The sequence below is a fragment of the Flavobacterium sp. RSSB_23 genome (assembly GCF_051547145.1).
Classification (GTDB): domain Bacteria; phylum Bacteroidota; class Bacteroidia; order Flavobacteriales; family Flavobacteriaceae; genus Flavobacterium.
Map to the genome: position 1 here is coordinate 59792 of NZ_JBPTTO010000011.1, position 11769 is coordinate 71560.

11 protein-coding genes are annotated in these 11769 nt (G+C 34.6%); 6 read left to right on the plus strand and 5 right to left on the minus strand.

Translation table 11 applies throughout. The features are described from left to right. Positions 1 to 11: 11 nt before the first annotated feature. Positions 12 to 653: a 4'-phosphopantetheinyl transferase family protein gene (locus ACSVH9_RS14185; RefSeq protein ID WP_438064284.1), complete on the minus strand. Its 642-nt coding sequence runs from the start codon at positions 651 to 653 to the stop codon at positions 12 to 14. A gap of 296 nt (positions 654 to 949) precedes the next feature. Between ACSVH9_RS14185 and ahcY the strand changes: the two genes are divergently transcribed. Next, positions 950 to 2266, plus strand: a complete 1317-nt coding sequence (ahcY, locus tag ACSVH9_RS14190) for an adenosylhomocysteinase (protein WP_438064285.1) — start codon at positions 950 to 952, stop codon at positions 2264 to 2266. An 87-nt stretch (positions 2267 to 2353) separates the two neighbouring features. On the opposite strand, the gene ACSVH9_RS14195 is transcribed toward ahcY, so the two are convergent. After that, positions 2354 to 2758: a hypothetical protein gene (locus tag ACSVH9_RS14195; protein WP_438064286.1), complete on the minus strand. Its 405-nt coding sequence runs from the start codon at positions 2756 to 2758 to the stop codon at positions 2354 to 2356. Continuing rightward, complete coding sequence (locus ACSVH9_RS14200) at positions 2739 to 3392, minus strand: RNA polymerase sigma factor (RefSeq protein WP_438064287.1); 654 nt, start codon at positions 3390 to 3392, stop codon at positions 2739 to 2741. The genes ACSVH9_RS14195 and ACSVH9_RS14200 overlap by 20 nt, the downstream gene beginning before the upstream one ends. 75 nt (positions 3393 to 3467) lie before the next feature. Here ACSVH9_RS14200 and ACSVH9_RS14205 point away from each other — a divergent pair, with 75 nt between their 5' ends. The 3 genes from ACSVH9_RS14205 (at position 3468) to ACSVH9_RS14215 (ending at position 7281) form a co-directional block, all read left to right on the plus strand. Further along, complete coding sequence (locus ACSVH9_RS14205) at positions 3468 to 3815, plus strand: DUF6249 domain-containing protein (RefSeq protein ID WP_064714280.1); 348 nt, start codon at positions 3468 to 3470, stop codon at positions 3813 to 3815. A 288-nt stretch (positions 3816 to 4103) separates the two neighbouring features. Then, positions 4104 to 4709 (plus strand): hypothetical protein, encoded by a 606-nt coding sequence (locus ACSVH9_RS14210; protein ID WP_438064288.1) that lies wholly within the window; start codon positions 4104 to 4106, stop codon positions 4707 to 4709. Positions 4710 to 4911: 202 nt separating this feature from the next. Further along, positions 4912 to 7281 (plus strand): patatin-like phospholipase family protein, encoded by a 2370-nt coding sequence (locus tag ACSVH9_RS14215; protein WP_438064289.1) that lies wholly within the window; start codon positions 4912 to 4914, stop codon positions 7279 to 7281. 60 nt (positions 7282 to 7341) lie between these two features. Here ACSVH9_RS14215 and rpmA read toward each other — a convergent pair whose 3' ends face one another. Continuing rightward, positions 7342 to 7602, minus strand: a complete 261-nt coding sequence (rpmA, locus tag ACSVH9_RS14220) for a 50S ribosomal protein L27 (protein WP_159687546.1) — start codon at positions 7600 to 7602, stop codon at positions 7342 to 7344. Positions 7603 to 7626: 24 nt separating this feature from the next. Continuing rightward, positions 7627 to 8055 (minus strand): 50S ribosomal protein L21, encoded by a 429-nt coding sequence (gene rplU / locus ACSVH9_RS14225; RefSeq protein WP_024981940.1) that lies wholly within the window; start codon positions 8053 to 8055, stop codon positions 7627 to 7629. Positions 8056 to 8304: 249 nt separating this feature from the next. Here rplU and ACSVH9_RS14230 point away from each other — a divergent pair, with 249 nt between their 5' ends. Then, complete coding sequence (locus ACSVH9_RS14230) at positions 8305 to 9627, plus strand: M16 family metallopeptidase (protein WP_438064290.1); 1323 nt, start codon at positions 8305 to 8307, stop codon at positions 9625 to 9627. 15 nt (positions 9628 to 9642) lie between these two features. After that, a complete protein-coding gene (locus tag ACSVH9_RS14235) occupies positions 9643 to 11691 on the plus strand; it encodes a M16 family metallopeptidase (RefSeq protein WP_438064308.1) in 2049 nt (682 codons plus the stop codon). Positions 11692 to 11769 lie beyond the last annotated feature (78 nt).

The following is an 11769-nucleotide window of genomic DNA, read 5'->3' on the forward strand; positions in this document are numbered from 1 at the left end:
AATACATACTATTACTCGTTTTTTTCAAAAGCATAAACTAAAGTAAATGAATCGAACTCATCAAAACAAATAGTAAACCATTGCTTCTTTTTTTCAAAATCCAAAATGGCAGTGGTTTCCTTTTGGTCTAACTCAAATGGACTGACTTTGATGTGGTTTTTAAAACTAATGCCTTTCTCGTTGCATATTTTGAAAATGGCTTCTTTGGCGCCCCATTTCACGGTTAACTTCCGAATATAATCCTCTGTTGAGAAGCTTTGCAGTCGAGATAACTCAGCAGTATCGACAAATTTATCGGCGATGCGAAGGATTTTTTCTCGTTGCAGTTCGATATCAATCCCGACGGTTTGAGTGCTTATGATAATGGCCGCGAATTCGTGTGAATGCGTAATGGAAATGTATTTGTTATCGTTCAAATGAGGCTTGCCTGAAGCATCATAAAACAAATCAAAGTCGGTATATCCAGCTTCGGCTAGTAATTTTCGAACACTCAAAAAGGCGCGCTGATGCAATTGCGACTTCATTCCGTTGAGTCGTTGAGTGCTAATCGTGTTCAAGTGTACTTGTTCGTATAAATCCGAGAACGTCTCGGTGATGTGCCAGACGTAGAGTGTGGTTTCTTGAGTATACTGGATAGTTTTGAATAACGGCATTTGTAAATAAGGTGTCGTTTATAGTTTGGTTTTTGAATACAATTCTCTTGTTGTTTAGCACATTGCCTAGCCCTGATGGGAACGGCATCCTTGTATGGCGGGGTTCGCCATACAAGATATAGTGGACAGCAGGATTAGCTCCTTATAGTTGACCAACTTTGTATGTGCAATTGACAAGGCATTTAAAATTCTAACGCTTAAGGAATTAAACAATTCACAAATCTTATAGAAATTCGTTTATTTCTAAACTTATTACGTAAATTTGCAAAAAATTTCAATATACAAATATACTATAAATGAGTACAGCAACTATGCCTTATGTGGCTTACAAAGTGAAAGACATTTCCTTAGCAGCTTGGGGAAGAAAAGAAATTGAATTAGCAGAAGCTGAAATGCCAGGATTGATGGCGCTTCGTGCAGAATACAAAGACGAACAACCTTTGAAGGGAGCTCGTATTGCAGGATGTTTACACATGACGATTCAAACTGCAGTTTTGATTGAGACTTTGATTGCGCTTGGAGCTGAAGTGACTTGGAGTTCTTGTAACATTTTTTCTACTCAAGATCAGGCTGCTGCTGCTATTGCTGCTGCTGGAATTCAGGTGTATGCTTGGAAAGGTCTTGACGAAGAGTCTTTTGACTGGTGTATTGAGCAAACGTTGTTCTTTGGTGAAGACAGAAAACCATTGAATATGATTTTGGATGACGGTGGAGATTTGACTAATATGGTTATTGATCGTTACCCAGAATTGGTTGCTGGAATCAAAGGATTGTCTGAAGAAACTACTACTGGTGTTCACAGATTATACGAAAGAGTAAAAGCGGGAACATTACCAATGCCAGCGATCAACGTAAACGACTCTGTTACTAAATCTAAATTTGACAACAAATACGGTTGTAAAGAATCTGCAGTTGATGCAGTTCGTCGTGCTACCGATATTATGTTGGCTGGAAAAAGAGTAATCGTTTGTGGTTACGGAGACGTAGGAAAAGGAACAGCTGCTTCTTTTAGAGGTGCTGGATCTATTGTAACGGTTACTGAAATTGATCCAATTTGTGCTTTACAAGCTGCAATGGACGGTTTTGAAGTTAAAAAATTAGATACTGTTATCGCTACAGCTGATATCATTATTACTACAACTGGAAACAAAGACATCGTTTTGGGTTCTCATTTTGAAAAAATGAAAGACAAAACTATCGTTTGTAACATCGGACACTTTGATAACGAAATTGATATGGCTTGGTTGAACAAAAACCACGGCGCTTCAAAAATCGAAATCAAACCACAAGTTGACAAATATACTATCAACGGTAATGACATCATCATTTTGGCAGAAGGTCGTTTGGTAAACCTTGGTTGTGCTACAGGTCACCCAAGTTTTGTAATGAGTAACTCATTCACCAACCAAACTTTGGCTCAAATCGAATTGTGGAAAAACAGTGTTGCTTACAAAAATGAAGTATACATGTTACCAAAACATTTAGATGAAAAAGTTGCAATGTTACACTTAGCTAAATTAGGTGTTGAATTAGAAACTTTACGTCCTGATCAAGCAGAATATATTGGTGTTGAAGTTCAAGGTCCATTTAAACCTGAATATTACAGATATTAGTATTAAGATTTTAGTACAAAGAACTAAGACAAAACCCTTACAGCCCCGAAGTTTCGGGATGTAAGGGTTTGTTTTTTTTTGGGCAATTTAAACTCCAATTCGTTTGTTAAAGTAATTTTTTAAAAAACCAATTTGAACACAAAACATAACTGTAGAAGCTACAATAGCATACATCGAAATTGTAGAAATTGTAAATCCTTTCAATAATCTAGTATTGAATAACTTTTCGTAATTAATAAAATTCAACCAGCTTTCGGGTGTCGTTTCACCATAAATAGAAAGATAAATTGTCAACAAACAAGTAAATCCAAAAACAGCTATAAATATTGATTTTGGAATTAAAGGTTTATACAAAGTAACCTCACTTACTTTTGTTGCCGCAACTTGAGCCATTACTTTTGAAGTAAAATCTATAGAAGGTGATTCTAAAGTTAGATCACTCATCATTTTATCTACTAATTTTTCTAAGTCTTTATTTTCGCTTGCTTCCATAACATTCAATTATTTCGGGTTCTAAACGCATTTTTAAAATAGACGCAATTTTTTTTCTGCTTCTGTAAAGTTTCACTTTAACATTATTGGCAGTACAATCTATAATCTTTGAAATTTCCTCCAAAGATTGTTCTTCAAAATAAAACAAGATCAATAAAAAAGCCTCTTCGCTCGGCAACAAATGAATGCAATCCTGAATCATTTTATTTCGATCTCTTTCATCGATAGCATCCAAAACATTTTCTAAGTTTTCAATTTGTTTCTCAGAAAAATCATCTATCGGAATCGTATCCTGCACTCTTTTGTTCTTTTTGAGTTGATCTAAGCAAGTATTATAAGCTACTTTGTAAATCCAAGTTGAAAATTTTGAATCCCCTTTAAAGTTGTTCAAGGATTTAAACACTTTTACAAAAGTATCCTGAGCGGCTTCCTCGGCCTCTTCCCTATTTTTAAGCATTTTCAAAGACAACGAAAAGACCAAATCCTTATATTGATCAACCAATACAGCAAATGCACTCGAGTCACCTCCGATGATTTTAGTAATATAGTATTGCTCGTTAAAACTGTTCATATTTACATCAGACGACAAGTCATTACTATAGGTTACAATAAAACGCAAAAAATATTTTTTCAAAAAATGTGTAACCTAATCTTAAATAGCATCGTCATAGCTAACAAATACATTAATCAATTTAAAAAAATAAAAATTATGAACGCAGAAATTTTAATTCCAATCAGCTTGTTCTTAGCAATTTTCGGTATTATTTACCTTTATCTATCAACAAGAAACAAAGAACGTTTGGCACTTATCGAAAAAGGTGTTGATGCAAGCATTTTTATGGGCAGAGACAAAAGTTCAACCTCATTTTCAAAAATAATACTTTTAAACTTAGCCTTATTACTTATGGGTATAGGCATAGGTGTTTTTATAGCATTGTTGCTTTCAACATATACCTCATTAAATGAAGGCGCATTGTATCCTGCAACTATTTTCACTATGGCTGGTGTCGCATTATTTATTGGTTTTACAATGACAAAAAAACTTGACCAACAGTAAATTATCATTTCTACTTTAGGATAGTATAATTATGAATAACTTGTCTTCTGGACAACGTAACTTGTGAGTAAACTATCCTAAAACATATATAGCACAAAGAAACCCTCGCAGAAAACTGAACTAAATTCAGTTGTACTGTGAGGTTTTTTGGTTTGATATAACTATTTAAACTCAAAATTTCTATTCATAGACAAGTATTGAATATTTTAAAGTAAAATTTTACCCCTTTTAATGTTTAAACTATAATATTTGTATTTTTATGATTAAAATAAATATGTCAATAAGTAAATGAAAAAATTTTTGTTTGTCACCTTATTATTATTCTTTGTTCAGATAATCTCAGCTCAGGGAACCGACCGAAGTGAGTACCAAGAACAACTATATACAGTAGCAATAAAGTCTTATAAAAATGGAGATAATATAGAAGCAATTAAAACTTTTGCAATCATTCAGAATATTAATCCAAAAGCTGACATAAGCAAAAAAGCATCACAAAAGTCAGATTCTTTAAAAACTATTTTAAGAGATAACAAAATCAATTCATTGATTGGAAACTGGAAATGGATCCTAAAAGAAGGAAATTGGGCTATTAGAGAGGACAACCTAGGCGGAAAAATGATTACCATAACCAAAGATGAAATCCTTTTTTATGAAATTTATAGGACTTCAAAAAAATGGGACTTAATAAAAACTGAAAAAATAAAATTCTCTGATAATCCAGAATCCTACTCATTTACAGAGCTATTATATTCAAATAATGAAATTTGGGACTATAGTCATGACTCAAATACTGGAGAATTAGTAACTACTTATATTGGTGAAAAAATTGGAGATAATTATACTGAACTCGTATGTGGAAATCCAAAATTATACTATTTTAAATTACAAAACTAGAAATGTTAAAATAGTAAATAATATCAATAAGATACTAAACAAAAAAATCACTCTACACAAAAAACTGAAGTTAAACAGAAAGAACTCATCAACCATCAAGCACTCAAAACTTTAACAAAAGAAGAACGTTTGTATCTTGTTCTAATTTAGTATTTTAGAAGGCAACAAAAAATGAGTTCGCTAACTTATTGGTCTTCAAAATATGAAACAAAAAAAAGAGCACTTCCGATTCGATTTTTACAATTTGAAAAAGCGTTTATTCGAGTCACATTGGCTGATGCATTTCTTACTAGTAGTGATATTTGCAATACCACAACATCATTTTTCCCAAAATAAAAAACCAAAAGTAGCTTTAGTGCTTAGTGGCGGCGGAGCCAAAGGAATTGCCCATATTCCAGTGATTCAAGCCCTCGATTCGTTGGGTATCGTTCCTGATTTAGTTATAGGAACGAGCATGGGAAGTGTTGTAGGAGGACTATACGCTATGGGTTATTCTGGAGACAGTATCGCCAAAATTGCAAATAGTGCTCGTTGGGACGAATTGTTAGGAGGAAAAGTTTCCCTAAACAATGTTAGCGTAGAGGAAATGAGTGAATTCAGTCGCTACTTGATTGACATTGATGTAAAAAATTACAAACCTGTCATTAAATCCTCCTTATTAAATGATCAAAATCTTAGAGAATTTATATCATTAATTACCTATCCCGCTTATAACGTTTCTAATTTCGACAAATTACCGATTCCATATCGAGCTGTAGCTACTGATATTTTGAATGGAAAAACAGTCATTCTTGGCGAAGGCTCCATCGGCTTAGCAATGAGGGCTAGTATGTCTATTCCTGGTGTATTCAAACCAGTTCCCTACCAAAACACCATTTTGGTAGATGGCGGAATGTTAGACAATTTCCCCACAGATATTGCCAAAAATATGGGCGCAGACATTATCATTGGGAGTGATGTGGGAGACGATAAAGTAACCATTGAAAAACTAGAAAATCTTTCGACGCTTATTTTTCAATCAACTATGTTAACAAGTAATTTAAAGAATGAAAAAAACAAAAAGCTTTGCGATATTCTATTTAGTCATTATCCTAATTTAACTTATTCTACAGGCGATTTCAACGCGAGTAAAGAAATCTACAAAGAAGGAAAAATTGCTACAAACCAAAATATCCCAGCCTTGGTAGCATTAGCCGAAAAACTAAAAGCTTTTCCTTCAACAAAACCGCAACTGCCTATAATTGATCGCACATTTGTTTTGGATACAATTGTATACAAAGACTTTAGCAAGGCTAATCTTGAATTGGTTAAAAAACGTGCTGGTATAGAAACAAACAACAAGTATACAATTGAAGACATTGCTGAAGGCATTAGAAAAGCGATGGGAACTAATTTATTCAATCAAATCAATTACACCACATTTTCGAAAGACAACAAAACATATCTTCAACTCAATGCTTCTGAATACTACAGAAGTCAAATGAAAGCCTCGCTACATTTTGACACTTTTAGAGGCTTTGGCGCGATTATTAATTATACTGGAAGGAATTTATTAGGAGAGTCTTCCCGAATTCTAGTAACTGGTGATATTGCGCAACAACCAAGGATAAGATTGCAATATCAAAAAATATTTGGTCAAGAAAAAAATTGGTGGTGGCGCTCAGAAGCCTATGGTCAACGGGTTACTCAAGATGTTTTCATACAACGTAAAAAAGCAGACAATCTCCAATTTAACGCCTTCCAATTTGACAACCAAATCAATAGGAACATCAATTCTTTAAAAAGCTATTTTGGCTTCGGACTCAACTATCATTATACCCATTTACGTCCAAAAACAGATCCAGGATTTAATACTGTCTTTACTTTAAGCAGTTACTATTTGAACCAAATAGAAATGAATGCTCATTATTATATAGACAATCTAAATAAAGTGTTTTTTGCCTCAACTGGAAATAAGTTATATATTGAATTATCTCGGTCGCTCCGCCAAGATGTTGACATAAACAATTCTAACAATAGCACTCAAAACTATAGCGGAAGCCTGAATCCCTTTACTAAATTCAATTTAAGCTACGAAAACAGAATTCCTATTAAGAACAAAGTACTTATTATGGAAGCTAACGCAGGGTTATTATTTGAAGACAAGTTACAATCCAATCAAATTTCTGCTGCTCAGTTTGGGTATGCATCTAAATACTTTATTGGAGGCTATACACCAAATCCTTTGAAAAACAGCGTAACATTTGCAGGTTTACAAGAAAACGAACTCAATGTCAGTCAATTCATAAAAGTAAACCTAAGTCTACAAACCAATCTTACCTCAAAAATATATTTAATCCCACACGTTGATGTTGCAGCAGTGGGCTTTCAAGACTTCAATGATTTCAAAAGAAATTTTTATGCACCAAAAGGCAAGTGGCAAGATCAAGATGCCACAAGCATGCTGCTGTCTAGCGGAGCTACCATTTCGTACAACACCTTTTTAGGTCCAATTATTTTTGACACCTCTTGGGTCAACAATAACAAGATAAAATTGTTTTTCAGCATTGGATTATTATTCAATCCATCTTAAAAAAGAAAAAGCCTGTCAATTCTTGATTGACAGGCTTTTTAATAATTATAATCCTATTTCTTATGCTTCAAATGGAAGTACAGAAACGTATGATTTATTATCTTTTTTCTTTTGGAACTTCACAACTCCATCAACTTTTGCGTGTAAAGTATGATCTTTACTAATGTAAACATTAGCACCTGGATTGTGTTTAGAACCTCTTTGTCTTACGATGATGTTCCCAGCAATAGCAGCTTGACCACCAAAAATCTTAACGCCTAAACGTTTTGATTCTGATTCTCTACCATTCTTAGAACTACCGACACCTTTCTTGTGAGCCATGACGTATTGGTTTTAATATTGTTATTATTCTTTTGTATCTTCTTTTTTAGCTTTTGGAGCTTTTTTTACTTTAGGAGCTGGCGCTTCTTCAGTTGTAGCTTCAACAGCTGCTTTTTTTGGAGCTGCTTTTTTAGCTGTTCCACCTGCAGTAATACCTTCAATTACAATTTGAGTAAGATATTGTCTGTGACCATTTCTTTTTTTGTATCCTTTTCTTCTTTTCTTTTTGAAAACGATAACTTTATCTCCTTTTAAGTGTTGTAACACTTTAGCTTCTACTGAAGCACCTTCTATAGCTGGGGCGCCTAAAGTTACATTTCCATTATCATCTAATAAAAGAACTTTGTCAAAAGAAACTTTTGAACCTTCTTCATTAGCCAAACGGTGAACATAAACCTTTAAGTCTTTGCTTACTTTAAATTGTTGCCCTGCTATCTCTACGATTGCATACATACCAAATTGATTTATTGATTTTTAAGGTTGCAAATATACAACTAAATATTAATCCTGCAATCTAATGCTTAAAAAATATTTCTAACCCTATTACCCTCTGATTTTTAAGCTGTTTACAAGGTTATAACTAATGTTAAAATCGTGTAAAAACAAGATTATATTTACAATAAAGCCTAAAATGAAGTACATTTGATGTAACATTTTTTATGGAACCTAAACTAATGCGAGAACAAAACTTTAATAAACCTTATGAAAAAAACAATAATGGCTTTGAGTAGCGTATTGATGCTTGGAGGCGTTGCCTCAGCTCAAAAAGTAGCTTTTGAAGAGTACGACCTTGACAATGGTATGCACGTTATATTACATCAAGACCCATCGGCTCCTGTAGCAATCACTTCAGTAATGTATCACGTAGGATCAAAAGACGAAAAACCAGATCGAACTGGTTTTGCTCACTTCTTCGAACATTTATTATTTGAAGGAACTGAAAACATCAAACGCGGAGAATGGTTCAAGATTGTAACTGCCAACGGAGGCGTGAACAACGCCAATACATCAGACGATAGAACCTATTATTACGAAGTTTTTCCTTCTAATAATTTAGAACTAGCTCTTTGGATGGAATCCGAAAGACTATTGCACCCAGTCATCAACAAAATTGGTGTGGACACGCAAAACGAAGTAGTGAAAGAGGAAAAAAGAACCCGAATGGACAATCAACCTTATGGCCGATTCCAAGCGGTAGTAAAAGAAAACCTATTCAAAAAACACCCTTACCGTTGGGCAACAATTGGCTCTATGGAACATTTAGACGCTGCCACTTTAGAAGAATTTCAAGCGTTCAACAAGAAATTCTACATTCCTAATAATGCTGTTTTAGTTGTAGCAGGAGATTTCAAAAAAGACCAAGCCAAAAAATGGATTGCACAATATTTTGGTTCTATCCCAAAAGGAGCTCCTATCAAAAGAGAACAATTCATCGAAGAACCTATAACCGAAACTATAAAAGCCAAATTTGAAGACAGCAACATTCAAATTCCAGCAATTGTAGCGGCTTACAGAACGCCTTCAATGAAAACAAGAGATGCACGCGTTTTAGACCTTATCTCTTCTTATTTAAGCGATGGTAAAAGCTCTAAATTATACAAGAAAATTGTAGACGACAAAAAAATCGCACTACAAGTAGGCGCTTTTAGCAACAGTCAAGAAGATTACGGAATGTATATTTTGTATGGTTTACCAATGGGCAAAAACACCGCTACAGACATTTTAAAAGAAATTGACGAAGAAATAACAAAATTACAAACCGAATTAATCTCTGAGAAAGATTACCAAAAATTACAAAACAAGTTCGACAATAATTTTGTAAGCTCTAACTCTTCTATTGAAGGAATCGCCGAGAATTTGGCTAGCTATTATTTATTGTATGGCGATATCAACCTAATCAATACAGAAATAGAAATGATTCACTCCATCACAAGAGAAGAAATTAGAGACGTTGCCAAAAAGTATTTAAATCCTAATCAACGTTTAGTTTTAGATTACGTACCAGCTGCTGAAAAGGCCAAATAACAAGATATGAACATTATGAAAAATATAAGCATCCTCTTAACCCTATTCTTTGTAACAGGAATTATGCAAGCGCAAAACAGACCACAACCCAAACCAGGACCTTCTCCAATGGTTCAAATCAAAAAGCCACAAAGCTTTGTCCTAAAAAATGGACTAAAAGTTATGGTCGTAGAGAATCATAAACTTCCACGTGTTTCTTTTAACCTTACGCTAGACAATCCTCCTTTTGCCGAAGGCAACAAAAAAGGAGTTGATGATTTGACTAGTAGCCTAGTAGGTAACGGAAGTCAAAAAACTCCAAAAGATGTATTCAATGAAGAAATTGATTTCTTAGGCGCCAACATCAACTTCTCTTCGCAAGGCGCTTCCGCAAGTGCACTATCTAAATATTCTGGACGCGTTTTAGAATTATTAGCTGAAGGCGCTTTGTTTCCGCTTTTCACACAAGAAGAATTCGACAAAGACAAAGCGAAAATGATTGAAGGATTAAAAGCCAACGAGAAAAGTGTAGCCGCAATTTCTAGCCGAGTTGTTGATGTACTAGCTTTTGGAAAAAATCATCCTTCTGGTGAATATGTTTCTGAAGAAACTTTAAAAAACGTAACACTTGCAGATGTTCAAAGCAACTACGCTGCTCGATTTGTACCAGAAAATGCCTATTTGGTAATCATTGGAGACGTAAAATTCAAAGAAACCAAAGCCGCTGTTGAAAAGCTATTTGGCGCTTGGGAGAAAAAAACCATTACCAAAGAAAGCTATACCGCTAATCCAAACGTAGACAAATTACAAATCAACTTGGTAGACGTACCAAATGCTGTACAATCCGAAATTTCATTGGTCAACACTTTGAATTTAAAAATGAACGACCCTGATTTTTTCCCAGCAGTGATTGCTAATCAAATTTTGGGTGGTGATTTCAATTCGTATTTGAATATGAATTTGAGAGAAAAACACGCTTGGACTTATGGTGCGCGTTCTGAAATTGGAAGCGGAAAATATGTAACCAAATTTGTAGCTACTTCTGCCGTTCGTAATGCCGTTACTGACAGCGCCGTAGTAGAATTCATCAAAGAAATCAAAAAAATCAGAACCGAAAAAGTAGATGCCGAAGTATTGAAAAACGTAAAAGCAGGATACATTGGTCGTTTTGTAATGCAAGTTCAAAAACCACAAGCTGTGGCGCGCTATGCTTTGAACATTGAAACAGAACAATTGCCAGCCGATTTTTACGAAAAATACATCCAAACCATCAATGCCGTAACACCAGAGGACATTCTTCGTGTGGCTAATAAATACTTCTTATTAGACAACACCAGAATTGTAATCGTAGGTAAAGCAAGCGAAGTAACACCTGGTTTAGAAAAACTAAAATTGCCGTTGTTCTTTTTTGACAAATATGGTAATCCTGTAGAAAAACCAGTAACCAAAAAAGAAATTCCAGCTGGAGTTACTGCCAAAAGCGTTCTAGAAAACTACATCAAAGCTATTGGTGGAGACAAAGCTGTGGCTACTGTAAAAACCATTGCTATGACTGGTTCTACAACCATTCCACAAGCACCTTCTCCATTAAGCTTTACTTCTAAAATTGACAGCAAAGGGAAAATGATGATTGAATTAGCGATGGGACCTATGAGCTTGATGAAACAAGTAGTAAACGAAAAAGGAGCCTATGCTATTCAACAAGGACAACGCAGAGATTTCACTGGCAAAGACTTAGATGCTATGAAAGCTAGCGCAACGACATTTGTTGAAACAACTTTGTTAAAAAAAGCAGACATCACCCTTTCAGGCATCGAAACCATCAATGGTAAAGATGCTTACGGAATCAAAGACGGTAAAACAACTTATTTCTATGACACCACAACTGGTCTAAAAGTAGCCGACTCAAAAGTTTTAGAACAAGGAGGTCAAAGTATGACACAAACAATCACTTATAGCGATTATAGAGACGTAAAAGGCGTAAAAGTTCCTTTCAACATCATCCAAAATGTAGGTTTTGAATTAGACATTAAAATGTCTGATGTAAAAATCAACGAAGGCGTAACCGATGCCGACTTTCAATAATCACAACTTAAATTAAAACAAAAAGACTGCCGATGAAAGCAGTCTTTTTTCGTTTACACTATTTTGGGCGTGACCCCA

Excerpts from the sequence above, each read along its gene's own strand:
- rpmA (WP_159687546.1), bottom strand. The coding sequence starts at position 7,602 with ATGGCTCACAAGAAAGGTGTCGGTAGTTCTAAGAATGGTAGAGAATCA.
- ahcY (WP_438064285.1), top strand. The coding sequence starts at position 950 with ATGAGTACAGCAACTATGCCTTATGTGGCTTACAAAGTGAAAGACATT.
- ACSVH9_RS14195 (WP_438064286.1), bottom strand. The coding sequence starts at position 2,758 with ATGGAAGCAAGCGAAAATAAAGACTTAGAAAAATTAGTAGATAAAATG.
- ACSVH9_RS14185 (WP_438064284.1), bottom strand. The coding sequence starts at position 653 with ATGCCGTTATTCAAAACTATCCAGTATACTCAAGAAACCACACTCTAC.
- ACSVH9_RS14230 (WP_438064290.1), top strand. The coding sequence starts at position 8,305 with ATGAAAAAAACAATAATGGCTTTGAGTAGCGTATTGATGCTTGGAGGC.
- ACSVH9_RS14210 (WP_438064288.1), top strand. The coding sequence starts at position 4,104 with ATGAAAAAATTTTTGTTTGTCACCTTATTATTATTCTTTGTTCAGATA.
- ACSVH9_RS14235 (WP_438064308.1), top strand. The coding sequence starts at position 9,643 with ATGAAAAATATAAGCATCCTCTTAACCCTATTCTTTGTAACAGGAATT.
- ACSVH9_RS14215 (WP_438064289.1), top strand. The coding sequence starts at position 4,912 with ATGAAACAAAAAAAAGAGCACTTCCGATTCGATTTTTACAATTTGAAA.
- ACSVH9_RS14205 (WP_064714280.1), top strand. The coding sequence starts at position 3,468 with ATGAACGCAGAAATTTTAATTCCAATCAGCTTGTTCTTAGCAATTTTC.
- rplU (WP_024981940.1), bottom strand. The coding sequence starts at position 8,055 with ATGTATGCAATCGTAGAGATAGCAGGGCAACAATTTAAAGTAAGCAAA.